Genomic DNA, 26,459 nt, shown 5'->3' with positions numbered 1-26,459 from the left:
TGCGACAATCGTCACTGCTTGTTAACCCTTCTATCATAAGTATACTGGCAATAATCTCGCACAACCTAACAGCAATAAACGCAAATTCATAACAATAATAAATACTTTATTAAGGAAAATAGATGAAGCACTTCGAAGCAAACTTCGATGGTCTTGTGGGACCGACGCACAATTATGCAGGTTTATCTTTCGGTAATGTCGCCTCATATAGCAATGCGGCGCAAGCATCAAATCCAAAGGCTGCTGCGAAACAAGGTCTTCAAAAAGCCAAAGCGCTAGCCGATCTTGGTATGATTCAAGGTGTATTAGCACCTCAAGAGCGCCCAGACCTTTATTCACTGCGACGTATAGGTTTTACAGGTTCAGATGCTGAAGTCTTAAACCAGGCAGCTAAACACGCTCCTGCATTACTCAATGCTTGTTGCAGTGCATCATCTATGTGGACAGCCAATGCAGCAACCGTTTCACCAAGTGCAGACAGCCGCGACGGTAAAGTTCACTTCACCCCAGCCAATTTAGTTGATAAATTACATCGTAGTATAGAGCCTATTACTACAGGTAACATTTTAAAAGCCACATTTAAAGACGAACGATTCTTTAAACATCATCAACATTTACCGGAACATGCAAGTTTTGGTGATGAAGGCGCAGCTAACCATACCCGTTTGTGTAATGATTATGGCCATGCTGGTGTTGAGCTTTTTGCCTATGGTCAAGAAGCGACAAATCCAAATACAGTAAGACCTAAAAAATTTCCTGCTAGGCAAACGTTAGAAGCCTCAAAAGCCGTTGCGCGTTTACATCAACTAGATGAAGAAAGCTGTGTTTTCATGCAGCAAAACCCTGACGTTATTGATCAAGGTGTTTTTCATAATGATGTCATTTCGGTGGGTAACCAAAATGTATTGTTCTATCACGAACAAGCATTTTTAAATACTGCTGAGAAGTTTGAAGAAATTAGCCGAAAAATGAATACGGATGTTCACTTTATTAAAGTGGCGACTTCACAAGTGTCCATTAATGATGCGGTTAAAAGCTATTTATTTAACACGCAAATCGTCACTTTACCTAACGGTGAAATGGCAATTATCGCGCCAACTAACTGTCAAGAAAATCCTGCCGTACATGCTTATTTAAATGAACTTGTGACTTTAGGTACCCCAATTAAGCAAGTGAAATACTTTGATGTAAAACAAAGCATGCAAAATGGCGGAGGCCCTGCTTGTTTACGTTTACGCGTTGCAATGAGTGAGTTAGAAATTTCAGCGGTAAATCAAAATACATTAATGAATGATGCTTTATTTAATCGCTTGAACCTTTGGGTAGATAAGCATTACCGTGACAGTTTAGTCGTTGCCGACTTAGCAGACCCTCAATTAATTATTGAATCACGTAATGCATTAGATGAACTGACTCAAATATTGAAACTTGGCAGTGTTTACCAATTTCAGAAGTAAGTGAATTTCAGCTAAATCTATAAACAAAAATGCCGCTCAACGAGCGGCATTTTTATAGAGAATAGCTAACTAAAGAATATTGATTCCTATCGCTAATACTTCAGTTAAGACTTCTCCAGGAGTTTCTGTTGTTACAGAGAACACTCCAGAATTGGGTTCATCTTCACCTTTTAGCGATACTGCAAAATTTCTACCGCCGTTATGGTTAGAGCTTGGCCAAGTAATAGTTGAAGTACTCGTTACAGATCCTGCAGAAGCTGAAAAGGTAACTTTAGTACCAGCTGGTAATTGCTGATTATGTAAATCAGAAAGAGTAAAGTAAACCGTTGCAGCTCCTTTACCTGTAATCACTATCGGGCTTGTTCCGTTATGTACGCCATCATCAACGATTAAAATTTCAGAAGGTAACGTCTTAACAGCGGTACTTCCAGACATAACAAGAACGAGGCTACGTCTAACAAATAATGACTTAGAATCATTAACTCCATCAGCACAACCGTCATGTACAGGGTCGGAACAAAGCACACCATTATACAAGCCGTCAGCTTTATCAAAAACAGTATTAACATTAAAGTCGATTAGTTCTTCAAGCGAACCGCCATCAAGACCTTTTAGTGCATCATCAGCTTGTGGGTTAAAAACAGTATCTTCATTGTAATCATTGAACGCATCGTCTAAATCAAACTTCTCACCTGTCACATCAGTTCCAGTTAAAAACTCATTCATTTCATCAGCGTCAAAACGACCATTACCATTTAAATCTGGAAATGATTCTTCTCCAATGGCTGTAGCAGTGATAGTTGCGCGGCCACCGTATGGTTGTCCATAATAGTTACCGTAAACAATGTTGTCTTCTTCACAAGTTGGATCTTCTGATTTATCCGCTAACTTATAACATTTTTGATTTTGAACAGGGCTTAATATTTGATTACCTAAAGCGTCATAAAAACTCTTACCTTCCGGACGTGGCATCTGAGAAGTCCACGTCACCGAACAAGCACCATTGATAGTTTGACAAGCATCTTCGATTGAACCACCTTCAGTGGTAAACGAAACAGTTGTTCCATCAGGCACAGGGTTATTAAATGCATCTGCCATACGCGCAGTCACTTGAACCTCTGTTCCATCTTTATTCCAGCCTTCAGCATTTAGAACTGTTGAAGACAATGAAAAGCTATCTTGATCAGGAATACCCGTTGAGATAACTAGCTGGCTTGACTGACTTGATATAACAGGTGATGATCCTTGGATAGTACCAGTTACACGTACTGATGTTGCTACCGTACCTGTAGTGACAACAGTTTGAACAATACCTTCATTGTTTGTTGTTGCCGTAACAGGGTCAATTGAAATACCACCCACGACTGTATTTAATGAAAAATCTACAGCTTGATTCGCTACCACATTACTATTTTTGTCTAAGACACGAAATTTAACAATTGATGATTCAATACCACCTGTACCTAGAATTCCAATGTTTTCAGGCTGTGCAGATACAAACACAATACTACCAATATCAGCTTGTAAAATATCCAGAGTTGCTACTGCAGATAAACTAATGCCACCCGCATTGGCTGTTACATTAATTTGATCTTCACCTACACAACCTTGAGCAAGATAGGTAGAAATTGCAATACCATTTGACGATGAGACAGGCGAACTTAGCTCAGCTTGCGCTGGCGATTTAGTCGCACAAGTCGATGAGAAATTAACATCGATAGGCTGAGTGAACGGATTACCACTTTCATCTTGAATAAGTACTGTAATAGTTGCCGTGCCACCTGCAGACAAACTATCAGTACTGACTTCTGCTACGCCTTTTTCAAAAGGGGAGCCGCTGCCCATTTCGACATTAGTTGCACCTACTACAACAATCGTCTCACCTTTTTCACCAGACGAGAGACTTGCTGTTACAATGCCCGCCCCAAGTGAACTACCGGCATAAATATCAACCGATGCTTTACCTTCATTATTGGTTACAGCTGATGTAATCGGCAAATCTCCGATTTCAGATGAAAAAGAAACGATAGTTGCTTTATTGATACCAGTTACTGTCGCAACTAATACGCCAGGAGACAATGTACTAATCGTATCCACTGATTCACCAGCAGCATTGAATAATTGAACACTAACTTGTGCCCCGCCACCTGCTTCACCACCATCTCCAACCATTGAGAATGCAACGCTTGCACTTTCGCCGGTAGCGATAGACGCAACCACTGAACCTGAACCAGCGATTTCAGCTGAATACAGATTGATTGTTGCAATACCATCAGCATTAGTGACTGCCGATGCTGTAGCATTGTCAAAAGAACCTAAATCAGAATTATTAAGTTCGAAGGAAACTAAAGTACCATCAACTGCCCCTGTAGACGAATTAGTAACTGTTGCAGTTAATACTGCGCCATTGGTCGCATCTACATCTTGTGTTGAAATACTTAAACCAACTAAAATAGTTTCAGGAGTCGGTGTCCCTCCATCGCCATCATCAGTAATGCTTCCTCCTCCACTACAAGCAAAAAGAAATATTGAACTTAAAAGCGCTAAAAATAGTCTTTGTGCTGACCTCATTGTCAGTCTCCCTGTTACATTAAAATCGTACTTAAGATTTATAATAGTTACTTATAACGTTATGTTACACAAAAATTTGGTAACTTTTTTGTTACTGTACTGTTTTATTCGGCATTTTTCCTCATAAACTTTAACTTTTATGCCATTTCATAAGATTTATTTTCCTGCTAGGCTTTAAAACGTAAAAAATATACTTATAAAAATAATGGGAAGGATGTAGTTTTGATTAATAAAAGTAAGCTTGGTCTAACAAGCAAAATACTGATAGGCATGGCAGCGGGTATTATTCTCGGTTTAATACTGAGAAATGGTTTCCCCGATAGTCTATTCGTAGAAGATTACATTACCGAAGGTATACTTCATGTTGTAGGTACCATCTTTATTTCAAGTTTAAAAATGTTAGTTGTGCCGTTGGTGTTTGTATCACTGGTTTGTGGTACCTGTTCATTAAGCGACCCATCCAAATTAGGGAGACTTGGTGGTAAAACAATTGCGTTTTATATGTTCACAACAGCAATTGCATTAACCGTTGCTATCTCATTAGCCATTTTAGTACATCCTGGTAATGCATCTCTTGCAACATCAGCAATGGAGTTCAGTGCAAAGGATGCTCCCAGTCTTGCTGAAGTTGTCATTAACATTGTTCCAACAAACCCTATTGAAGCTATGAGCCAAGGCAACATGCTGCAAATCATTATTTTTGCGGTTATCTTTGGTTTCGCTATTTCACACATTGGTGAACGCGGTGCACGAGTTTCTGCTTTATTTAATGATTTAAATGAAGTCATCATGCGCGTTGTAACATTGATTATGCAGTTAGCGCCGTACGGCGTATTTGCCCTAATGGCCAAACTCAGTTTAACCCTTGGGTTAGAAACGCTGGGCAGTGTTGTTCAATATTTCTTCTTGGTTATCTTTGTTTTACTTGTCCAAGCATTGGTTGTATACCCAACACTATTAAAAGCATTCTCAGGCTTAAGCCCACTAATGTTTTTGCGTAAGATGCGTGATGTGCAATTATTTGCATTCAGTACCGCAAGTTCTAATGCAACATTACCTGTCACCATTGAAACCTGTGAACACCGTTTAGGTGCTGACAATAAAGTAGCTTCATTCACATTGCCACTAGGTGCGACTATCAACATGGATGGCACCGCCATTATGCAAGGTGTTGCAACCGTGTTTATCGCACAAGTATTCGGTATCGAATTAAGCTTGATGGACTATGTAACTGTCGTCGTTACAGCAACTCTTGCATCGATTGGTACGGCTGGAGTTCCTGGTGTTGGTCTTATCATGCTTGCCATGGTACTCAACCAAGTTGGTTTACCTGTTGAAGGCATCGCGCTTATTATCGGCGTTGACCGTTTATTAGATATGCTACGAACCGCTGTTAACGTAACAGGTGATTCTGTTGCAACGATTGTTATTGCTAAATCTGAAGGCGAGTTCAATGAAGAAGTATTCAATGACTCACAAGCTGGTAAGGTGAGCGCAACTTTTGAAGAACAAGTTAAGAAAGCATAGATAACTCGCTTTTAGAAATAAACTCTTAGAAATAGACTTTAAGGCGCCATTTTATGGCGCCTTTTTTATTTCTGTTATAACCTACTCAATCTATTGATTTACTGATGAGATAAAAATGGATTTTGCCCTCCTTTCAACCCTTGCGGTTATTCACGCTCTTGCTTTAGTCAGTCCAGGTCCCGATTTTGCCATTATTGTAAAAACGGCGACACAACAAAGCCGTACAACGGCAATCATGTGTGCAGTAGGTATAAGTGCAGCTATATTAGTTCACTGTCTTTTATCTCTGTTGGGGATAAGCATCATGATCCAACAATCGGAAGTTGCATATATTCTTGTACAAGTTATTGGATTAAGCTATTTGGCATGGATGGGCTATGGGGCATTAACGGCAGCGATAACTGCATTTAAAAGTAACCCAAATCAAGCTAGTAATAATGAAGATATCCTCACTGATAATTCAACATCAATATTGTCCACTTTTACATTACCTCCTCTCAAAGGTTTTCAAATAGGCCTTTATACCAACTTACTAAACCCTAAAGCGTTAATTTTCTTTATCACTATTTTTACCGTATTAGTCACCCCACAAGTGACAATCGAAACAAAAATCGCCTCAGCGACCATGCTGTTTGTATTGTCATTAATGTGGTTCTGCTTTTTGGCAGTCATTTTAACAAACCCTAAGGTTCAACGAAAAATGGCCAAAGGTAACAATATTATCAATGCAATAACTGGCATCATCTTTATCGGCGTAGCAATGACTATTGCTATATCATTAATTTCAGAGCATATTTTAAATTAAAATAAACGCCATAAAAGTCAGCTATCGTTAAGGATTTACCTGATAATATCTAATAATTAACCGTTATAGAGAAGTAAACATGAGAATTTTGGTAATCGAAGATGATCCTATTTTGTCGCATCATCTAAATGTGCAGTTGACTGAGCTTGGCAATCAAGTCCAAGTGGCCTTAACGGCAAAAGAAGGCTTTTATCAAGCAACAAATTACCCCATTGATATCGCAATTGTTGATCTTGGTTTACCCGATAAAGACGGTATGACACTCATCTCTGATATTCGTAATGCTGATGTCAAAGCTCCAATTTTAATTCTAACCGCCCGTGTTAATTGGCAAGATAAAGTTGAAGGGCTTAATGCTGGCGCAGATGATTACCTGGTTAAACCGTTTCAAAAAGAAGAATTAGTTGCAAGACTTGACGCATTGGTTAGACGCAGTGCAGGCTTTGTAAAACCGACCATTAGCTCAGGTGCGCTTCAAATTGATTTGGCCGCTAAACAAGTGACATTAAATCAAGAGCACATGGAAGTAACCGCCTTTGAATATTTAATTCTTGAGTATTTAATGCGCCATTGTCATGAAGTCGTGGCTAAGCAGCGATTACTCGATGTTGTCTATGGTGATAAAGAAGGTGACCCAAATACTATCGAAGTGATGGTCAGCAGAATACGTAAGAAATTAAATAACGGCGGTATCGATAACCCTATCGCAACGATTCGCGGCCAAGGATATAAATTTAATTTACCATGCGCTTAATATTCAAACCCAAGAAACGCCTGCTCACGAGGATGTTGATTACCTCTTTAGCCATTATCGCACTGGTTGGGTTTGGTCTTGCGTGGTCAGTGACTATTTTGCATGCCCAAAATAGTTATAACAAAGAAACCTCGCAGCTTATTGCTGAAATGCCACAAATTGCAGCTGAGCTCAGAGAGAATGATTTAATCCCGCAAAACAATGATTGGCTGCAAGAAAATAACAAACAAAAACGTTATCTCATGGCCAGTTGTGATGAGAACTACCAAGGCGTTTGGACTTCATCTTTAGCCATAGATAACAACCTAGTTGATATATGTGAGCGTTTTAAGTCGATAGCGGACACTACTCCTCCTTACTACATCAATATGGCAGATAATAAATCCTATTTCGCCTTCAAGTTACCTGTTGAACTGAACCAAAATCAATACAATATGGTGGTATTGAAAGATGCCGACTCAGTAGAAAATGACTTTAAACGCTTTAAACGATTAACTTATTTACGTCTAGCTGTCGTATTAGGATTAGCCTTTATCCTATTGATAAGTGCCGCTTATTGGGGAATGCGTCCAATGGTACGACTTAAGCAAGAATTACAAGCTATTACTGATGGTAAAAAACAAGCCTTATCAGATGGATACCCTCAAGAGTTGGAAGGTGTAACTCAAGCGCTTAACCAGCTTCTTATACAATCAAGCGAGCAGCAAACTCGCTATCAAAATGCCATGAATGATTTAGCCCATAGCTTAAAAACACGCCTTGCGGCTGTGTATGCCATTACTGATGACGACAAACTCAGTAAAGCCGATGCCAGTGAAAAAATTATGCAACAGGTGGGTCAAATGGATCAGCTGGTTAAGTATCAACTAAAGCGAGCTATGTTAGGGCGCCAGGGCTTGATACATGAACAAACTCAAGTATTACCTATGGTTGAACAACTATCACAAATGTTATTCAAAATTTACCATGAGAAATCAGTGAAATTTAGTTGTGATATTGAATCAAGCATTAGCTTCCCGATGAATAAAGGCGACTTAATGGAGATTTGCGGGAATCTAATGGAAAACGCATTTAGACTCTGTATAAGCCAAGTCAGCATTTCAGCCCAAATTGACCACAGTGGTAACGCAATACTCATAGTTGAAGATGATGGACCGGGTGTTGAAGAAGCACTTAAAGAAAGAATTATTCAGCGAGGAGTACGCGCCGATACACAATCGCCAGGACAAGGTATCGGACTTGCGGTTTGTAATGAAATAGTCAACAGTTACCACGGTATTTTATCGATCAACGAAAGCCATCTGGAAGGGGCAAAGTTCACGATTAAAATACCCAATAATTAACCTGTTAACTGTTATACAAACAGATTAAGACTGATAAGAATGGTGACTTTATTGTCACCATTTTTTATGACTGCCATCCATAACCAATAAACTCGTTAAATCAATTTGGTGTTATCGGAGCATAAAGCTGCTCTGCTCGATTAAACATAATCCATGAAGTGGCAATATACTTATCATTACTAACTGGTGTATTACCCTTGTGCGTATGGGTAAATCCAGCTGGTGCGATAACCATGGTTCCTTTTTGGGGTTTTATCAGCTTGTTCTGATAATAAAACTCGGTTTCGCCACCCTCTTCGACATCATTCAGATAAAACATATAAAGCAAAACTCGATGTAAAGCTTCATGAGAACCTTGCTGGGGAAAGTGCTCTGAATGCCAATGGGGGTATCCGCCTACATTCTGCAGATACTTTTGCAAATTAATACTACCGCTTCGATATAAATACTTTGTTAAAACCTCTGCCCTATGAGCTCCTAGCTTATTAAAATTATCAGGGGTTAATGTGACAGGATCACCTTTTTCATCAGCAACTGTAACCGATACAGCCCCCATTAAAGCTATAGGATATTGTTTAAAATAATTTGCTGTTAATTTTAACGTATTCTGTAAAAGCTCATTTTTCAAACCGGTGAGATTATTATGTAAATCAAGGGTTAAATCTAAACTTTTCTTTTTTTCGTGATCTACACCCTGCCCAGTTTTCCCTTCTGTGACAGAAGGGTGCTTGTCAAACGCCTCACGCAATCTATCGCATAAATCATCGCTAATAGCATTGGGAATAATTTCAATAAAATCCATATTAAATAAGCACTTTTTAATTTTGTAATGATATTATGCTGCATGCTTTATCTTAATCTGTAAAGCAAACTGCTTTTATATCGCTGTAATTATTAAAATCAATCTTGGCAGACCATGTTTAACTTATGAATAAAAATACAAAAGTATCGGTTGATCACATTCAAGTAGGTAACTTTATCCGCTTACCGGTTTCTTGGAAAGATCACCCTTTTCTCTTCAGTAGTTTCAAGGTTAAATCACAATCACAGATTGAATTAATCAAAAGTTTAGGTATTAAAGACGTCATCTTTGATTCTGAGCGCAGTGATACAGATCTGCTTAACACTCCAAATCAAGCATCGATAACATCAACAGATATTAAAAGCGATGTAAGTCAGCTTAAAGATCAAATGGAAGCCTATAAACAGGCTCAAATTGAATCCCAGAAAAAATTACGTCGAAGCTTAAAGAAAACAGAACAACAATTTGATCGTTCCTTAGCCATGATGCGCTCAACCGTTTCAAAACTCGGCAGTCGCCCTTTAAACTCCGTCAATGATGCTAAAGACATGATCTCTAACATGACAAGTATGCTAATGAGTTCTGATGATTTAGTTTTACATTTAATGAGCGATGTCAAACCTGGAGATTTAATTTATCACCATTCGATGAATGTCTCAGTCATGTGTATGATGCTGGCTAAGGGTTTAAAATGGGAACGCGAAGAGATCGAGTTGGTCGGCCTTGGGGCGCTATTTCATGATGTCGGCAAACTAAAAATTCCCAGTAATATTCTTAATAAACAAGTTCCCTTAAGCACACCTGAAAAAAACTTGCTTAAACAACACCCATTGATGAGTCTGAATTTTTTAAAATTAGCCGACACCTTTCCTGAACCAGCAAAAGCGATGATTGCAAACCATCACGAGTTTCTTGACGGCAGCGGCTACCCTAAAGGGTTAAAAGCTGACAAATTAGATAAATTTTCACAACTCATTACTGTCGTCAATGAATACGATGACCTTTGTAATGGCACCAAATTATCTAAGTCTAAAACGCCTTATGCATCCCTTGGGTTAATTTATAAAAACTATCAAGAAAAGCTCAATCCTGAGTACGTAGGAAAACTCATCAAAACCATTGGTGTGTATCCGCCAGGCAGCATTATTGAATTATCAAGCGGCCAGTTTGGAATTGTCATGTCAGTTAATCTCAATAAAATTTTATTCCCACAAATCATGGTCTACGACCCAATAGTGCCAAAAGAACAGGCTCCAATCATTGATTTAGAAAAAGAAGAAATTAGCATAGTACGATGTTTGCCGGTATCGGCGTTGCCAGAAAATATAATGAAGTATCTTAGTCCACGCGAAAGAATAAGTTATGGGATTGGAAACGCTTAAATTGCAAGCAAAAATAAAGCCATTAACTGCAACAGTTAATGGCTTTAATCAAAATAGATTTTTAACAAATAAGTACTCGCTAAAGTTAATCCAAACTAAGCTATATAGGTTATAACCAACCCTTACGCTTAAAGAAAAAGTAAGTCCCTGCGGCACTTGCTAACATCATCCCAATTGCCATAGGATAACCGAAACGCCAATCTAACTCAGGCATATTAGCGAAGTTCATACCATAGCTGCTGGCAATAACTGTCGGCGGTAAAAATACCACGGCGGCAACTGAGAATATTTTAATAATTTTAGTCTGCTGAATACCACTAAAGCCCATTGCAGCATCCAGTAAAAAATTCAACTTGTCGAAAATAAACTGACTGTGCGGCATTAATGATTCGATATCAGATAACATTTCACGTAAGTCTTTCATGTTCTCTTCAGACAAATTCTCACGGTAATAGCGCTGTATGTAGCGCAATGAACGTTGAGTATCAAGCAAACTTAAGCGGATTTTACCGTTAGAGTCTTCCTGTCTAGTGATGAGCTTAAATACGTCATCAAGTTCCTGATCTTCAAAAACCTCTTCGCCCACGCTTTCAAGTACTGAATACACATCTTCAATTAAATCAGATAAATAATCGACTTTTAATGTGAATAATTCCAACATTAACCCTTGAGGCGATGTCACATCAAGTTTACCTAAACGCAGGTAGTTTCGAAGTAAACGGATCAGGCCAACATCATCCTCACGAATTGTCAGTAAAAAATCTTTACGTAAATTGAATGAAACGTTAATCCCTTTTACTTCAGTTCCTACACGTTGGGGAAATAAAGAATTGATGTGTAATCCATCTTTACTCTGGAAAAAACGTGCTGAAGCTTCAATCTCATTAATGTCTTCTTCGTCGGGAACTTCCTCTACGGAAAATCGGCTTAACCATTCCCTTTCATCATCATTGGGCTTGAACATGTCTAACCATAATGTTTGTTCGGGTATACTGTCTTGAACATTCAGTTCGTGAACAGTTAACTTGCGATCTTTATAAACATAGGCAGTAATCATGTATCCCCCAAAGTGGTCGCGTTGATTGCGTCCACCGCTATTAGGCTAAAAATTTTGGCTAGTGTACTAAATAGAACAAAAATTGAAATGATTAAAATGTATTAATAGCCAAATATGCCGAATTATGTATTGAAATGGTTAAATACATATATTAATTGCAAAAAAAAACGCCCGAAAGGACGCTTTAATTGTAGATAGATGATTTATTCACCTTTAAGACGACGGTCTAATTGGTCTTTCAAATTAGCGGGAACGCCTTTGATCAAAAGTGTATCAGAAATAGGATCATAGATAACCCGCTCGCCTAAATGGCCACCGTCAAAACTTAAAGTTACACCGCCACCTGTACCCGAAAACTTCTTCAAGGTACGTAGACTCGCCTTATCAGCAGGAAACTCTTCATCAAGCTCGTATGAACCACCACAAGCAAAATCATAGAATGAATCCATGCCAGTATCAGCAAGTTCATCAGCTAAATCTTTAACTTCAATGTCCGCGCCTTCGTCAGCTCTTTCAGAGCAGTAGTCAAAAACTTTATCACGACACTGTTGGCGCTCATCTTTGGTCAATTCACTGCTAGCAACAAAATCTTCAACGGCATGCATCAAGGTTTTATTTTGCGCTTTAGTATTCACGCCTTCAACACAACCCATAAAATCAAGGAAGAAGTCAGCAACTTTACGCCCCGCTCTGCCTCTGACAAAAGAGATATACTTACGTGATGCTTTATCAGCTTGCCATTCAGTTAAATCAATGCGAGCAGCAAGCTGAACATTGGTAAGATCTAAATGGTTATTTTGAGATAATTCCATGTCATCAAGCACTGTCATTGATGGCTTAGCATTAAGTAAAGCAACAAATAAATAATCACTAGTCATATTGGTATAGCAAGACATCAATAAAAATCCGCCTTGGCTAAAATCATATTTTGCTAATTCTTCTTGCAGTAACTTGCTCGCGGCACTACTAAATTCAACAAATCCCAGCTCGCCACTACGGTAATCAGTTAATGCATCTGAAAAAGCTGGATTTGCTTCACCATCTTCTCCATGAGTACCAAAAAAACCAAACCCTTTACCTGCTTTACCTGTATAGGTTTGGTGTAACTCTTCGAGCATGCTCTCAACAGCGCTGCTATTTAATAATGGCTGAGGTCTTAAGCGACAACTTAATTGACCCTGACTATCTTGAGAGATTTCGTGAATAATTGCTTGTTCGATATTGATGCTCATAAGCCCTAACTGATCTGTGTAATGGAAGCGAAATAGCGATAGATATCATAACAGACCCATTTCATAAATCTAAAAATAAAATACTTAAATAATCAGGAATTGTTATCTGTCACTAATCTCATTAAATCGTTAATCACGATTTAATATCAAACATGAATAACTGACAACATTCTTACTAATTTAGCTCAATAGAAACTTGCAGCGTAGTAGAGGTAAATCCGATATAATAATTAGCCAATTCATTACTTTTTGAACTTTTTCGAATATGGCTATCCAATCTAAATACACTAACACCCAAGTTGAAGCATTAATTTCAGAGTTATTAGCTGTGCTAAATAAGCATCAAGCGCCAACAGATTTAAGCTTGATGGTTCTGGGTAACTGCGTTTCTCACTTACTAGAAAACAAAGTACCAAGTGAGTCTCGTCAAGCTGTTGCAGAACAATTTGCTAAAGCATTAGCACGCTCTGTAAAAGTCGATTAAGTACGACTATCAGTAGTATTAAAAGCAGTAAAATTAATCCATTTTATTGCTACTTTTGATTAATCAGGATTAGGAAAACGACTTCACATGGTTGAGCGTAAAAAACAAATGGCGCGCGACAAAGTGTCGCAACTTGTTAATTGGGGCCACTGGTTCGCCTTCTTCAATGGCTTTTTGGCCATGATTGTTGGAGCTCGATATCTCAGTAGTGTCGGTTACCCAGAAAGCTTAATTGGTTGGAGCTATCTTGCGATTAGCACCATTAGTCATTTCAGTTTTCTAGCATTTATCGTTTATGTCGTTTTTCTGTTTCCTGCCACGTTATTATTACCCTACTCCAAAATACTCAGAGGTTATGGCGCACTTATCGCGACCTTAGGTCTGTGTGTATTGTTATATGACACCTTAGTTTATGATGATTATGGCATTCATTTAAGCCCATTTGCATTTGATCTGGCGTGGACCGATCTCAATGCGATATTGGGTAGCACCTCTTATATTGCGACTCCAATAGCCATCATACTCATTGAGTTAACTGCAGCTAATTTCATCTGGAAACGGGTTACAAAAATTGAGAAGAAACAATTGGGTAATAAAGCTATCGCCATTATTGGAGTTTGTTTTATTGCCAGTCATTTGGTGCACATTTGGGCAGATGCGTCGGATGTCACTCAAATCACCCGCTTTGATGATACCTATCCACTATCTTATCCAGCCACAGCTCGGTCATTCATGGAAAGTCATGGAATTGAAGGCGCGTCCATTTCAAGTAAAAGTTACCAAACTAAAGCCAGAAAGCTCAGTTACCCCATAGCACCGCTTCAATGTCAGGCGCAAGAGCAGCTAAATGTTCTTATTATTTCAATTGACGGTTTAAGGGCTGACATGGTTAATGCTCAGACAATGCCTTTTATGACTCAATATCAACAAAATAATAAACAGTTTACAGAACACTTTAGTGGTGGAAACCAATTTGAATCTGGAATGTTTACCTTATTATATGGCCTTCAAGGAAACTACAGCGATAGAAAAGAGTTCTTTCATACTCCCCCTGTAATGACTCAAGTTTTAGCACAACAAGGTTACCAACAAGCCATATTTCTGCCCCAAGAAAATGCCGACACTTTTGCCCATAAAGACATATTTTACGGTGTTGAGGTGCATACCAGCCAAAGTGATGAAGGCAGTGCGAAAACGGATATTCAATCAATTAATAAGTTTACTGAATGGCAATCTAAGCAAGATTCACATTGGTTTTCTTTAGTTAACCTTACAGCAACCAAGCACTACGACACCCCGGTCGGATTTTTAGGTATTGAAACGATTAAGCCTCATATTGACATAAAGCCAGCCCAAAAAGTGCTATATAACCAATATCGACAATCGCTATTCTTCATTGACCAACAATTAGCAAAGTTACTGAGTGATGTTGATGACCAAACCGTGGTTATTATCACAGGCACCCATGGTCAAGTATTTAGTAGTAATCCTACTGAAGTAAATCAAAACCTTTCTCCAGGTAATGTCAAAGTGCCGTTTGTGATGCATTTACCCAATACTGCCGCTGATACGGTTAAATATCGCACCAGTAACTACGGTGTAGTACCCACCATTATGGGGCAAGTTCTTCATTGCACGAACCCTGTAACTGATTACAGCTCTGGCTATAGTTTGTTAGAGCCAAATGAACAAAGTTGGATTTATATTGGTAACAGTCGCACATTCGCTATTTACCAAGAAAATGAAATCACCGTCCTCGACAGACACGGAAAATATCGTATTTACGACATCAATTACGATAAACGTCTCAAGCGAAAAATGAGTGCGCCTGAGCTTATTCAAGTGATGCGAGAAGGAAGAAGACTATATAATCAATAAAAGGAGGTAGGCAGGAAATAATTATGCCTAAATAGTCCAATTAACCTCACGGTAAATGACTGTTTTATCATCACTTAGCACCTTTTATGTCTATTTTATCTTGCACTATAAAAACCTTATTGCTAATTTACGATTAGAGTAATGCTCGGGATATGGCCTAGTCCGGTAAGGCGCTTGTCTGGGGGACAAGAGATCACAGGTTCAAATCCTGTTATCCCGACCAATTCTCTAATTCTACCCCTCTTGAATATTCTGATGACTTTATTATCCAAAACACAGCAATATCATCAAATATTCAATCGTTCTTCTGAATAAAACAGTCTTTTTATGTTGTTGTCTAAAACTGTTATTTTGCCTATTTCCTTCCATACTTTGAACTGTATCCTCCTATTAGCTATTCACCATTTGAATATGTGATTCAGATACAAGAAATCAAGCTCTCATAACGCTATATTGCGCACATATAGTGTTATATTTTGGAGAATACATTTATGTGGTGGCGCATAGCATTAATAACATTCGCGTACATTCTTCTTAGTGCACATTTTTTACGATACGGGCAAACCTCACTCGCGATTACTTGTGCGGCTTTACCCTTGTTGCTCACCTTAAGAATCAATATTATTAGTCGTTTAATACAAGTCGGTCTGGTATTTGCTACCGTCTCAGTTTGGGGCGTCAGCACATTTCAATACATTGATTTTAGAATGTCAGTGGAACAACCTTGGTACCTACTTGCTGTCATTATGGGCTCTGTCATACTCTTTAGTTTGTTTGCCAGTTACTCCATTAACGGCTTACTTAAGCAAACTAAGCGTAAAGATTGCCTATTCAGATAAGTAATCTACAGACATAAAAATACCGACATCATGTCGGTATTTTTTATTGAAAATGATAACCAAGCTCTTAGGTAGCATTAGCTCTGTGAATCAGCTTTCGCACTTACCTTTGACACTTCTGTTGGCGTTTCTTTTTTAATTAGCCACATTTTGATTTGCCTTCTTCGGATCCACAACAAAAACATAATAATGCCTATATAAATACTCGGTTCTATAATCTCAGATTTCACAGACCAGTAGAAATGAATCGGCGCTAATACGGCCAGAACATATACCCAATTATGTAATGACTGCCAACGTTTACCCATATTACGCTTAACAGCTTGAAATGAAGTAATAGTAAGTAATGAAGCGATAACAAATCCCGTAAAGCCCACTAAAATATAAGGCCGTTTGATAATCTCTTCAAACAAAAATCCCCAAGCAAATAATAAATCTAAGCTGATGAACGCAGCGATATGCAAACAAGCATAAGCAAACACGTACAAACCCACTAAACGTCTTGTTTGAAGTAGTAAACCTTGTTTAAATTTCTTCGCTATAGGCGAAATCAATAGGGTGACTATTAGTGAGTTAATCGCCCCCATACCTGTAAAGTGAATTATGTACTGCACCGGGTCGCCACCGGCATTATCTGTTAATACTTGCACGATTAAGTAAATTATTGGCGACATAAAACAAAGGTGTAAAAAACCTTTAAGCCAAAATAATCCACGTGACGTTAATCGCATTAATAATACTTCCTCAAGTCTAGGTTTTTGTATAAGTCAGCCACTGAATCACCATAGCCATTAAACATTTGAGTAGGTATACGTTTAGCCGAGAATAAACCGCCTTCGCCAATACTGCGTTCAGATGCTTGTGACCAACGTGGATGGTCAACTTCAGGGTTCACATTGGCATAAAAGCCATATTCACTGGATGCTAACTGATTCCAACTGGTTGGTGGCTGTTTGTCAGTAACACGGATTTTAACCACTGACTTAATGCTTTTGAAACCATACTTCCAAGGTAATACCAATCTCACTGGCGCACCGTTTTGTGGTGGCAGTGTTTTACCATACAGCCCGACAGCAAGAAACGGTAACTCATTCATCGCTTCAGCAATGGTTACGCCTTCAACATAAGGGTAATGAATACCCCCGCCCATTAAGCGATTTTTCTGTCCTGGCATTTGGTCAGGGTCAAACAAAGTTTCAAACGCAACGTGGGTCGCCTTGTTAGACACCCCAGCCATCTTCAATAATTCCGCTAGTGAAAAACCAACCCAAGGCACCACCATCGACCAGGCCTCAACGCAACGTAAACGATACGTTCTTTCCTCAAGTCCGAACTTAGTGGTCAAATCATGCAAATTCAACGTTAACGGTTTATCAACTAAGCCTTCAATTTTCAGTTCCCAAGGGTCCACTTGAAAAGACTGCGCATTATCAAAAGGATCTTGTTTACTGGTGCCAAATTCATAAAAATTGTTATGACGAATAATTTTATCTTCAGGGGTTAATTTATCATTGATTTGAAAAGCGCTCGGTTTTGAATAATCAAGACCTTGCACAGCAAAAGCGGGTTTATCGTCACTGCCAAACAAATCAAATAAACCTGCTTGAACTTGCCCTGGCAAGCTTGCCCCTAAAGACCCCAACCCAAGTGCTTTGACAATATTGCGGCGGTCTCGAAAAACCCCTTCAGGGGTAACTTGATGATCTTTTAATGCCCATGATGGTGGGTTCGCAATCCCTTTAAAAAAACCTTTCTTTGACACCATAGGTCACCTCTTTCAATTATTGTTAGATTATTAAAATAGTAGACAGTCTAATACGCGTTAAAATTTCAAAGAGTTTACTATTTTTATCCTTTGAGTTTAATAATTAAGCGCTTAAGTAATAATTAGCCCCTTTGTATCTTGCACAGTGCTCCCCTGCATGAGAATCTTAAGCATCATTTTTTGCAGGGTTGCAGTATGCCTTTTCCGCCGAATTTAACTATCCCAGAAATTATCGTTTTAGCCGCCGTCGCTTTTCTATCTTTACTCATAGGCGCTTTACTTAATCAACGATTAACCCGTCTTCGTTGGGAGCAGCATAAACAACGCATCACCGAAGAAATGGCCCAGTTAACCAATGACTCCAACATCAAACAACAAGCATTAACTGAACAAATCGATGATAAACAAGATGCACTGATTTTGGTGCAAAATAAAGTAGAAACATTAATTGCTCAGTTCGCAAAAATGGAAGCACAAGCAGAGCGTATTCCATCACTGGAACAACAACTAAATGATGGCCAGCGAAAGTTCATGGAAACCCAGCTCGCGCTTTCTAAATCAAATGCCATGCAACAAAGTATACAAGCACAAGCCGATATCGAAAAAACGGCACTGAATGACAAAATAGTTTTACTTGAAACCGCAGAAGAAAGACTCAAGCTGCAATTTGAAAATCTGGCAAACCGTATATTTGAAGAAAAAACTGAAAATTTCAAAAAGCAAAACGTGACTCAAATGGACGGCGTGCTTGGACCATTAAAGCAACAGTTAGAAGGTTTCAGGCAACAAGTTAGGGAATCCTACAGCCAAGAGCAGACCGAGCGCAGTGCCTTAAAACATCAACTGGATGACCTTAAAGCCCTTAACCTTCAAATGAGTCAAGACGCGGTTAACTTAACCAAAGCATTAAAGGGTGATAATAAACAACAAGGCAATTGGGGAGAAGTCATTCTTGAGCGCGTACTGCAAGAAAGCGGCCTGCGTGAAGGACATGAATACGATACCCAACAAGATTTAAAAGATGAACAAGGCAAACGCTTTAAACCCGATGTCATCGTCCACTTACCTGAACAAAAAGACGTTGTTATTGATGCAAAAATGTCTCTTATTGCCTATGAGCGCTTTTTCAACAGTGAAGATGAGCTGGTGCAGCAACAAGCGATTAAAGAATTAGCCTTATCAATTCGTCAGCACATTAAAGGCCTGAGCCATAAGGACTATCACAAGCTCCATGGCCTAAAAAGTCTTGATTATGTATTAATGTTTATTCCCATTGAACCGGCATTTTTACTCGCGTTAGAGTCAGATCCCAGCTTAGTCAATTTCGCACTGGATCATAATATTATGCTAGTGAGCCCAACTAATCTACTGGTTGCGCTGCGGACCATTAATAATATTTGGCGCTATGAATACCAAAATCAAAATGCCCAAACTATTGCTGCACAAGCGGGTAAAATCTACGACAAACTGTGTAGTTATGTCGATGACATGGATAAACTGGGCCGCGCGCTAGAAACCGCCGATAAAACCTACCAACAAGCCATGAACAAGCTATCCCAGGGTAAAGGTAACTTAATCAGACAAGCCCATGTCATGCAAAAACTTGGCGTTGAGACCAGCAAAAACCTCGACCCACAATTGATCAATAAAGCCATGGATGATTCAAAAGAGTCATAACGGTATTCATAAAAAATTATAAGTATATTGATTAAAACTATGAGCAATAAAATGTGATTGCACTATCATTTCCCTTGCAGTGAAAACACTTTAAGGGAAATAATAGACTCTCGACTTATATCGATAAATTTGATTTATCGATATGATTCAAGAAAGTTAGTTCGCAAAGATGTCGTACTGAGGCGGAGATTCTCATTATTATGCGCAACATGTTAGTTAATTCATTTATAGTAATGGCGTTTCTGAGCATTGCAGTTCTCCCTAAACTGGCAGATGCAAAAGAATCAAGCTATACCACTGCGCAGCAACAATACCTTGATGCTCGAAAAGCGTTAGATAAAAAACAGATGACCACTTACCAAAAGCTGCGTAAGCAACTGGGTGATTATCCTTTAACCGTCTATCTTGATTACCATGAACAACTAGCCAACATTCTTACACTACCAGGCAGCGAAGCTCATGAAGCCATCGAACACTTTAATACCACTCCGCTTTATAACAACTTACGTTACCGTTACTTAAAAAATGCCGGAAAACGCAAACAGTGGCAGAACTTTCTCGCCATCTCCCCGACCACGCCTAATGATGTCACATTGCAATGCTATTACTATCGAGCACAACTTGCACAAGGTAATGAAAAAGCCGCTTATGACGGCGCTGAAAAACTGTGGTTATATGGCCGTTCGCGTCCCGAAGAGTGTGATGTTTTATTTGATGAATGGACTAAAGCAGGTAAACGAACTCAACCCTTAATTTGGTCGAGAATGCTGCTGAGTTTTAATGACAGCCAATATGGACTCATGCAATACCTCGCCAGAAAAATAACCAAAAACACTGACTATGCTGATTTATTAATATCAGTTTATCGCGATCCTAACAGTTTGCGCCACACCAAAAAGTTTTCCTCTAAAGCGCCGATAGTGGCTGACATTGTCAATGTCGGGCTGAGAAAGCTTGCAAGAAAAGACTTAAAACAAGCCGTTAAACTGTATAATAAATATGATAAAGCCAATCGATTTACCGCCATTAAAGGCCAGCAATTAAATCGATATATTGTTCGCCGCGCTTTAATCAGAAAAGAGAGCGACTTACTTGATCACATTGATGCTAGCCTGCCGATATTGGATTCAGATGATTTGTTTCAAATCCGCTTGCGCTGGGCCATTAGCGACCAAGACACCAAGACCATCACACATTACCTTGGCTTACTCAGTGATGATGTTATCGATGATGCTCGTTGGCAATATTGGTCTGCCCGAGATCTAAAAACATCAGATAAAGTCAAAGCCGAAAAAGTCACAACACAACTAAGTCAGGCAAGAAACTTCTATGGCTTCCACGCAGCTCAATCTATCATTGCGCCATTAGCGTTAAATGACGACAAGTTACAATCATCACCTGAACTTGCCAGTAAACTCAATGATGATCCTGGACTTGCCAGAATCATAGAGTTAATAGCCATAGATAAAACCCGTGATGCCCGCAGCGAATGGGTTCATCTATTACGTCGGCACAATAAAGACATGCAAGCTGAATACGGTTTATTAGCCCTTAAAAACGGCTGGTTTGATTACAGCGTTGAAGCCAGCATCCAAGCAAGACAATGGAACAGCTTAGCGCTGCGCTTTCCTGATGCTGCCCAACAAGATTTTGAGCAAGCCAGTAAGCAATACAAGGTCAATATTGACGAAATTCGCGCTATCGCCCGTCGTGAAAGTGCTTTTTATCCTTATGCCACCTCTGGTGTAGGCGCACGCGGCTTAATGCAGCTCATGCCAGCGACAGCAAAAGAAACCGCTCGCAAAAATAAGTTAAGTTTCAAAAATAAGAATGACCTTTATAAGGTTAATTATAATATCCAACTCGGTAGTGCTTATTACGGCCAATTACTGAAACAGTTTGATCAAAACCGCGTATTAGCTACAGCAGCTTATAATGCAGGCCCACATCGAGTAACACGTTGGTTAAAAGAATCGGATGGCAAACTCGATGTCATGAGTTTTATTGAAACCATACCGTTTAAAGAAACCCGCGAATATGTCCAAGCTGTCATCAGTTACCGCATGATTTACCAACAACAAAAAGGCGCTGATGCATCCATGTTCACCGATGCTGAAAAACAATACTTGTACTGATCACAACAGACTAACCCTTGTACTTTCGATGTTTATTATTGAAGTTGGCCATTAAGCGTGTAGCAGTGATTATTTGAATTGCAGAATAGTCACTAGATTCCCCCACTCAGGTTAATTACTTTTTTAAAGCCGAATCACTTTCCTTATTTCGTTTAGCAGGTTAACGTTAAGTATTCGATGTTTTTGTTATCAAAATCGCACATTTATTAAGCGCTTTAGTTAACTAACGGAGTGCTTAGTGCCTGCAACAAAACTACAATCGCTATTAAAACAATTAGAAACTGTATTATTAGGTAAGCCTGAGCAAATTAAACTTGCCCTCGCCTGTATCTTAGCGAAAGGTCATTTGCTGATTGAAGATCTACCTGGAATGGGTAAAACCAGCCTGTCTCAAGCCTTAGCAACATCGCTAGGAATGAGTTATCAGCGCATTCAATTTACCAGCGATATGTTGCCAGCCGATATACTAGGAGTATCGATATACCAACAACAGCAACAACAGTTTCAATTCCATCCTGGTCCAATTTTTAATCAAATGCTGTTAGCGGATGAAATTAACCGCGCCAGTCCGAAAACCCAAAGTGCCTTGCTTGAAGCTATGGCAGAAAGACAAATCACCATTGATGGTGAAACACATCCATTGCCACAACCCTTTTTTGTTATCGCAACCCAGAACCCTATTGAACAATCAGGTACGTTCCCATTGCCCGAGTCGCAGCTCGATCGCTTTATGATGAGAATATCTATCGGTTATCCAAATGAACAAGCTGAACTCGAAATGCTCAAAGGATTAAACCAAAGAAGCTCTGCTGCGCCCATAGAGCAATGTATCAGCCCAGCCGAGCTGATGAGCTTACAAAGCCAAGTACAAAAAGTCAGTGCATCTGATGCCGTGCTCAAATACTTAATCAACCTTGCGCAATATTCTCGCCATCAAATCCCAGGAAATGGACTGTCACCGCGGGCAAGTATTGCCTTACTTGATGCATCTAAAGCATGGGCATTATTAAACCATCGTAATTATGTCGTCCCAGAAGATATTCAAGCGGTATTTCATTGTGTGGCAGAACATCGGATCAGAACTAATAGCCAGCAACGTGGCCAAGCGCTGTCAGATCAAATCCTTGCTAGCGTTAATCCTATTAGCTGAACAAACGAGAACTAGTGCGAATAATTTAATATGACCAATTCAATATGACCTTTTCAACGACTTCGAATAAGTGGTATTCACGCTTTATTCCGGCGCGCATTAAACAGCGCTGGAACCGTTGGTTAGATAAACGCATTCCTGCTAAAAAACAAATCACCTTAACTCACAGAAGTATTTTCATTCTGCCAAGTGGCTTTGGTGTTGCTTGGTTTGTATTGATTATCGTCTTGTATTTATTCGGCACCAACTATCAAAACAATCTCGTTATTGGCTTAAGTTTATTGCTCGCCAGCGTGTTTCACAGCTGTATTATTTACAGTTACAAAAACCTTGCAGGCCTAACACTTACCTCATCTACACCTGAAGAAAGTTATGCCCATACCAGTATGAGCTTCCCACTCACTTTATCGGGTAAAGTCACCAAAGATAATAGTCACACCAGCCACCAGCAAATCTGTTTAAACCTCGCGGGTCAACGTCATAGTCGTATTACCGATGTGGGCGAAAGCTTTGACACTAGCGTCAGTTGTTCAGAGCAATCTCGTGGTCGTTATAATCCAGGTAGAATTGAAGTGTCATCTAACTTTCCTCTCGGATTATTTAGAGCTTGGTCATACGTTGATTTGAATATAAACCACATTATTTATGCCGCACCGATGTCCAGTAATGTCTCCCTAACCAGCGTAAACAGTGACAATCAAACTGAATTTGAACATGGTAAATTGCAACCTGGCGTCGATGATTACAAAGGGCTCAAGCCTTACGTCGAAGGAGAATCTCTAAAACAAGTCGCTTGGAAACAATGGGCCCAAGGACGCGGCATGTTGACTAAAGAGTTTGCTCAACCTGAAGGCAAACCTGTGTGGCTAAGTTTGCAGCGCACACAAGGTGACAGTATTGAACAAAAGCTGAGTAAATTAGCTTACCAAGTCGACCTACTGTCTCAATCCCAACAGGTTTTCGGCTTAGCCCTGCATCAACAAATTATTGAGCAAGACAGCGGCGAATCTCATAGAAAACGATGCCAACAACTAATCGCCCTATATGGTTCAACACCTCATCAGCACACCCAAGCTAAAGCTGGCTCTGACTCACAATCACAATCACAATCACAATCAAACTCTAATTCAAGTTCTAATCCAAGCTCGAATAAAGAGCCGACACAAAATGCAGGGAGCAAAATATGAAGTTCCGCTCAGCTGCATTGTCAACAAAACACAGCAAATACAATGATGAGTTTAATGAAAACATTGGCAGAAACACCCTTTTCTGGCTGCTCATCACCAACGTGGTGGTGCTGTTACCGCTCTATACCAATGCCACATTGTGGAGTTTAGGTATTTGCGCAATTTGTTTTGTTTGGCGAGTGGGTATCTACCTAGGTAAAGTCGCCGCACCGCCTAAATTGCTGGTCACAGGTTTGGCCATTGGCGCAGCCATCACGCTGGCTTTGGTGTCACAACAAATAGGCTTACTTAACGCATTCGTTAATTTACTGCTGCTAGGCTATGCCCTTAAATACATTGAAATGCGCCAAATACGTGATGTCAAAATCGTCGTGCTTGTGGGCTATTTTTTAATTGGCTTTGCGCTGTTAGATCACCAATCAATCTTAGATACGTTGCATTTAAGCTTTGTCGCCATGATCAATACCTGCGTGCTCATCAGTATTTATCAGCACTCAAGTAAAAAAACCAACTTCAAATTTGGCCTCAAATTATTCGCCCAAAGCCTGCCTTTGGCGATTCTACTGTTTGTGGTATTTCCGCGTATTCCGCCACTGTGGTTATCACCCAGTATGAAAAATGCCACTACAGGTCTGTCTGACGAAATCTCATTAGGCGATATCAGTAAATTGACACGCTCACCGGATCTGGCCTTTAGAGTCGGCTTTGATAATGAGATCAATAACACCAATAAACAGCAGCTCATCACCAATGATCAACTCTATTGGCGTGCATTAGTCATGGAAGATTATGATGGTCGAAGTTGGACCCAATCAGAAGCACGCAAAAGTGAACAGCGCAGCGCCTATGGGATGCGTCCTAAGCGTACAAAACCAACAGGTAGCGGCTTAGCATCATCACTCAGTTATCAAGTAATCACCGAGCCGACATATCAAAAGTGGCTATTTGGCTTAGACCAAGCCTATAGCCAGTCTGACAATATTGTTGAGTTAGCTGATTTTCGTTTATTTTCATTGCGTAACATTGACCAAAGGTTGAGTTATCAAGTCAGTTCTTACCCAAGCAGTGTACTTGACCCCTTTTTGTTGCCATATTCAAAACGAACTAACCTAGCACTGCCACAAAACACTAATTTGAAAACAAGAGAACTTGCGGCGCAATTTGCACAGGACTACCCGCAACCAGAACAACGCATTAATGCCATGATGCGCTACTTTGCCGAGCAAGCATTCTATTACACCTTAAGCCCGCCAAGGCTAGGCCAGCAGCAAGTGGATGATTTCTTATTTACTAATCAAGCAGGGTTTTGCTCCCATTATGCTTCTGCACTGGTGTTTATGGCCCGTGCTAGCGGTATTCCGGCAAGAATGGTCGCTGGATATCAAGGCGGCGAATATAACCCAAAAGCTGGCTATTACAGTGTTTATCAATATATGGCACATGCATGGACTGAAGTTTGGATTAAAGGCAAAGGCTGGGTAAGGTTTGACCCTACCGCAATGATTGCACCGGAGCGGATCCTTGATGGCTTTGATGCCACCTTTACAGGCCAAGACAGTTATCTTCAAGACAGTCTATTTACCAGCCTGCAAGTAAAGAATATTCCATGGTTAAATGATATTCGTCTGCAACTGGCCAGTGTCGATTTTTATTGGAGTGTCTGGGTTCTGGGCTTTGATGAACAACGTAAGCAACAAATACTCAGTAAACTGCTGGGCGAAGTCACCAGCAGTAAAATAATCATCATGATGATTATAAGCTTTGGCTTAATCGCCTTGGTCATCGCTTATTTTGCAGGGGTATTTACACTGCAGCCCAAACAAGATCCTTACATTAAGCGCTACAAGCAAATTCGTACAAAATTGGCTAAGAAGGGATATCAGCAAGACACTTTGCCAGCGGGGGCGTTTGCTGAATATATCGATCAAGCAATAGGTGAAAAACATCCGAAACTTGCAGAAAATTTTAATACCATGAGTGAGCATTTTATCGCGTTGCAATATCAACCTTTGTCGGTGAAACAAGTTGTGTTTCATCAACGTTTGTTTAAGCGCTATTTTAGAAAGGTTAAAATGAATTTGCTTAGCTAAATCTATTTTTAGATTAAATTTTAAAGTTGAAGCGTCTGAAACTAATGAAGTTTTAACTTTTGGTTTGTTACCTTATTAATGAGGTTTGAAATAGATCAAAGTCGTGGCGCTTCGCCCACACCAGAGCCAAGGGGGAAAACACTTGTCCCCCTTAACAATCCCTCAGCGCCTCAACGAAATTATTCTTTCAAAGCGAATAAGCCTCATACTTATTCGAAAATAACTAACGCTTCAGATAGGCCATCCATGGCCAACTAAAGCTAACCTGACGTCCTGTCAGGTTTACGCTATTTCCTTCAACGTATTTCAGCAATTTCAATGAGG

Annotated in this window: 20 protein-coding genes and 1 tRNA gene; 15 read left to right on the top strand and 6 right to left on the bottom strand. The window is 39.7% G+C overall.

Going from position 1 to position 26,459, the window contains the following annotated elements; genetic code table 11:
* Positions 1-122: 122 nt before the first annotated feature.
* Entirely contained in the window at positions 123-1,457 is a 1,335-nt protein-coding gene (gene astB / locus FPK91_RS00585) for an N-succinylarginine dihydrolase (protein ID WP_144206712.1), read from the top strand.
* Between the two features lie 69 nt (positions 1,458-1,526).
* Here the strand turns inward: astB and FPK91_RS00580 are convergent, their stop codons facing one another.
* Positions 1,527-4,028 (bottom strand): Ig-like domain-containing protein, encoded by a 2,502-nt coding sequence (locus FPK91_RS00580; protein ID WP_144206710.1) that lies wholly within the window; start codon positions 4,026-4,028, stop codon positions 1,527-1,529.
* Positions 4,029-4,298: 270 nt separating this feature from the next.
* On the opposite strand from FPK91_RS00580, the gene FPK91_RS00575 reads away from it, so the two are divergent.
* The 4 genes from FPK91_RS00575 (at position 4,299) to FPK91_RS00560 (ending at position 8,457) form a co-directional block, all read left to right on the top strand.
* A complete protein-coding gene (locus FPK91_RS00575) occupies positions 4,299-5,555 on the top strand; it encodes a dicarboxylate/amino acid:cation symporter (RefSeq protein ID WP_264371782.1) in 1,257 nt (418 codons plus the stop codon).
* Between the two features lie 115 nt (positions 5,556-5,670).
* Positions 5,671-6,360, top strand: coding sequence for a LysE family transporter (locus tag FPK91_RS00570; RefSeq protein ID WP_144206706.1), 690 nt, complete (start codon positions 5,671-5,673; stop codon positions 6,358-6,360).
* A gap of 79 nt (positions 6,361-6,439) precedes the next feature.
* The gene (locus FPK91_RS00565; RefSeq protein WP_144206704.1) at positions 6,440-7,114 is read left to right on the top strand and encodes a response regulator; all 675 of its coding nucleotides are present in this window, start codon (positions 6,440-6,442) and stop codon (positions 7,112-7,114) included.
* Positions 7,105-8,457, top strand: a complete 1,353-nt coding sequence (locus FPK91_RS00560) for an ATP-binding protein (protein ID WP_144206702.1) — start codon at positions 7,105-7,107, stop codon at positions 8,455-8,457. Before FPK91_RS00565 ends, FPK91_RS00560 begins: the two co-directional genes overlap by 10 nt.
* A 100-nt stretch (positions 8,458-8,557) precedes the next feature.
* Here FPK91_RS00560 and FPK91_RS00555 read toward each other — a convergent pair whose 3' ends face one another.
* Entirely contained in the window at positions 8,558-9,259 is a 702-nt protein-coding gene (locus FPK91_RS00555) for a 2OG-Fe(II) oxygenase (protein ID WP_144206700.1), read from the bottom strand.
* Between the two features lie 125 nt (positions 9,260-9,384).
* Here FPK91_RS00555 and FPK91_RS00550 point away from each other — a divergent pair, with 125 nt between their 5' ends.
* On the top strand, positions 9,385-10,641 hold the full coding sequence (locus FPK91_RS00550) for an HD-GYP domain-containing protein (RefSeq protein ID WP_144206698.1): 1,257 nt from the start codon (positions 9,385-9,387) through the stop codon (positions 10,639-10,641).
* A 109-nt stretch (positions 10,642-10,750) separates the two neighbouring features.
* Here FPK91_RS00550 and corA read toward each other — a convergent pair whose 3' ends face one another.
* Complete coding sequence (gene corA / locus FPK91_RS00545; protein WP_144206696.1) at positions 10,751-11,698, bottom strand: magnesium/cobalt transporter CorA; 948 nt, start codon at positions 11,696-11,698, stop codon at positions 10,751-10,753.
* 203 nt (positions 11,699-11,901) lie between these two features.
* Positions 11,902-12,930 carry a nucleoid-associated protein YejK gene (gene yejK / locus FPK91_RS00540; protein WP_144206694.1) on the bottom strand — a complete coding sequence of 343 codons (1,029 nt, stop codon included), beginning with the start codon at positions 12,928-12,930 and terminating at the stop codon, positions 11,902-11,904.
* Positions 12,931-13,195: 265 nt separating this feature from the next.
* Here yejK and FPK91_RS00535 point away from each other — a divergent pair, with 265 nt between their 5' ends.
* From FPK91_RS00535 to FPK91_RS00520, 4 genes are all read left to right on the top strand, one after another.
* On the top strand, positions 13,196-13,414 hold the full coding sequence (locus FPK91_RS00535) for a YejL family protein (RefSeq protein WP_144206691.1): 219 nt from the start codon (positions 13,196-13,198) through the stop codon (positions 13,412-13,414).
* A gap of 87 nt (positions 13,415-13,501) precedes the next feature.
* Positions 13,502-15,292, top strand: a complete 1,791-nt coding sequence (locus FPK91_RS00530) for a DUF3413 domain-containing protein (RefSeq protein ID WP_144206689.1) — start codon at positions 13,502-13,504, stop codon at positions 15,290-15,292.
* Between the two features lie 146 nt (positions 15,293-15,438).
* A tRNA-Pro gene (locus tag FPK91_RS00525) sits at positions 15,439-15,515 on the top strand.
* Positions 15,516-15,783: 268 nt separating this feature from the next.
* Positions 15,784-16,131 carry a hypothetical protein gene (locus FPK91_RS00520; RefSeq protein ID WP_144206687.1) on the top strand — a complete coding sequence of 116 codons (348 nt, stop codon included), beginning with the start codon at positions 15,784-15,786 and terminating at the stop codon, positions 16,129-16,131.
* A 77-nt stretch (positions 16,132-16,208) separates the two neighbouring features.
* Here FPK91_RS00520 and msrQ read toward each other — a convergent pair whose 3' ends face one another.
* Together msrQ and msrP are read right to left on the bottom strand one after the other, a co-directional pair.
* Positions 16,209-16,862 carry a protein-methionine-sulfoxide reductase heme-binding subunit MsrQ gene (gene msrQ / locus FPK91_RS00515; RefSeq protein WP_144206685.1) on the bottom strand — a complete coding sequence of 218 codons (654 nt, stop codon included), beginning with the start codon at positions 16,860-16,862 and terminating at the stop codon, positions 16,209-16,211.
* A complete protein-coding gene (msrP, locus tag FPK91_RS00510) occupies positions 16,862-17,896 on the bottom strand; it encodes a protein-methionine-sulfoxide reductase catalytic subunit MsrP (protein WP_144206683.1) in 1,035 nt (344 codons plus the stop codon). Before msrP ends, msrQ begins: the two co-directional genes overlap by 1 nt.
* Positions 17,897-18,091: 195 nt before the next feature.
* On the opposite strand from msrP, the gene rmuC reads away from it, so the two are divergent.
* From rmuC to FPK91_RS00485, 5 genes are all read left to right on the top strand, one after another.
* Positions 18,092-19,573, top strand: a complete 1,482-nt coding sequence (gene rmuC / locus FPK91_RS00505) for a DNA recombination protein RmuC (protein WP_144206681.1) — start codon at positions 18,092-18,094, stop codon at positions 19,571-19,573.
* Between the two features lie 200 nt (positions 19,574-19,773).
* Positions 19,774-21,708, top strand: a complete 1,935-nt coding sequence (locus tag FPK91_RS00500) for a transglycosylase SLT domain-containing protein (protein ID WP_144206679.1) — start codon at positions 19,774-19,776, stop codon at positions 21,706-21,708.
* A gap of 238 nt (positions 21,709-21,946) precedes the next feature.
* On the top strand, positions 21,947-22,858 hold the full coding sequence (locus FPK91_RS00495) for an AAA family ATPase (protein WP_144206677.1): 912 nt from the start codon (positions 21,947-21,949) through the stop codon (positions 22,856-22,858).
* A 44-nt stretch (positions 22,859-22,902) separates the two neighbouring features.
* Entirely contained in the window at positions 22,903-24,045 is a 1,143-nt protein-coding gene (locus FPK91_RS00490) for a DUF58 domain-containing protein (protein WP_144206675.1), read from the top strand.
* Positions 24,042-26,135 (top strand): transglutaminase family protein, encoded by a 2,094-nt coding sequence (locus tag FPK91_RS00485; protein WP_144206673.1) that lies wholly within the window; start codon positions 24,042-24,044, stop codon positions 26,133-26,135. Before FPK91_RS00490 ends, FPK91_RS00485 begins: the two co-directional genes overlap by 4 nt.
* Positions 26,136-26,459: the final 324 nt, after the last annotated feature.

Origin of the sequence: Shewanella donghaensis (assembly GCF_007567505.1) — a bacterium.
GTDB lineage: Bacteria > Pseudomonadota > Gammaproteobacteria > Enterobacterales > Shewanellaceae > Shewanella > Shewanella donghaensis.
The sequence above is the reverse complement of the archived record's forward strand: the minus strand, read 5'-3'. Positions and strand labels throughout refer to the sequence as shown.

What these genes read in the sequence shown, in the direction of transcription:
- FPK91_RS00565 (WP_144206704.1), top strand. Translation starts at nt 6,440, where the DNA reads ATGAGAATTTTGGTAATCGAAGATGATCCTATTTTGTCGCATCATCTA.
- msrP (WP_144206683.1), bottom strand. Translation starts at nt 17,896, where the DNA reads ATGGTGTCAAAGAAAGGTTTTTTTAAAGGGATTGCGAACCCACCATCA.
- msrQ (WP_144206685.1), bottom strand. Translation starts at nt 16,862, where the DNA reads ATGCGATTAACGTCACGTGGATTATTTTGGCTTAAAGGTTTTTTACAC.
- FPK91_RS00485 (WP_144206673.1), top strand. Translation starts at nt 24,042, where the DNA reads ATGAAGTTCCGCTCAGCTGCATTGTCAACAAAACACAGCAAATACAAT.
- FPK91_RS00570 (WP_144206706.1), top strand. Translation starts at nt 5,671, where the DNA reads ATGGATTTTGCCCTCCTTTCAACCCTTGCGGTTATTCACGCTCTTGCT.
- FPK91_RS00520 (WP_144206687.1), top strand. Translation starts at nt 15,784, where the DNA reads ATGTGGTGGCGCATAGCATTAATAACATTCGCGTACATTCTTCTTAGT.
- FPK91_RS00535 (WP_144206691.1), top strand. Translation starts at nt 13,196, where the DNA reads ATGGCTATCCAATCTAAATACACTAACACCCAAGTTGAAGCATTAATT.
- rmuC (WP_144206681.1), top strand. Translation starts at nt 18,092, where the DNA reads ATGCCTTTTCCGCCGAATTTAACTATCCCAGAAATTATCGTTTTAGCC.
- corA (WP_144206696.1), bottom strand. Translation starts at nt 11,698, where the DNA reads ATGATTACTGCCTATGTTTATAAAGATCGCAAGTTAACTGTTCACGAA.
- FPK91_RS00555 (WP_144206700.1), bottom strand. Translation starts at nt 9,259, where the DNA reads ATGGATTTTATTGAAATTATTCCCAATGCTATTAGCGATGATTTATGC.
- FPK91_RS00500 (WP_144206679.1), top strand. Translation starts at nt 19,774, where the DNA reads ATGCGCAACATGTTAGTTAATTCATTTATAGTAATGGCGTTTCTGAGC.
- FPK91_RS00550 (WP_144206698.1), top strand. Translation starts at nt 9,385, where the DNA reads ATGAATAAAAATACAAAAGTATCGGTTGATCACATTCAAGTAGGTAAC.
- FPK91_RS00560 (WP_144206702.1), top strand. Translation starts at nt 7,105, where the DNA reads ATGCGCTTAATATTCAAACCCAAGAAACGCCTGCTCACGAGGATGTTG.
- astB (WP_144206712.1), top strand. Translation starts at nt 123, where the DNA reads ATGAAGCACTTCGAAGCAAACTTCGATGGTCTTGTGGGACCGACGCAC.
- FPK91_RS00490 (WP_144206675.1), top strand. Translation starts at nt 22,903, where the DNA reads ATGACCTTTTCAACGACTTCGAATAAGTGGTATTCACGCTTTATTCCG.
- yejK (WP_144206694.1), bottom strand. Translation starts at nt 12,930, where the DNA reads ATGAGCATCAATATCGAACAAGCAATTATTCACGAAATCTCTCAAGAT.
- FPK91_RS00580 (WP_144206710.1), bottom strand. Translation starts at nt 4,028, where the DNA reads ATGAGGTCAGCACAAAGACTATTTTTAGCGCTTTTAAGTTCAATATTT.
- FPK91_RS00530 (WP_144206689.1), top strand. Translation starts at nt 13,502, where the DNA reads ATGGTTGAGCGTAAAAAACAAATGGCGCGCGACAAAGTGTCGCAACTT.
- FPK91_RS00575 (WP_264371782.1), top strand. Translation starts at nt 4,299, where the DNA reads ATGGCAGCGGGTATTATTCTCGGTTTAATACTGAGAAATGGTTTCCCC.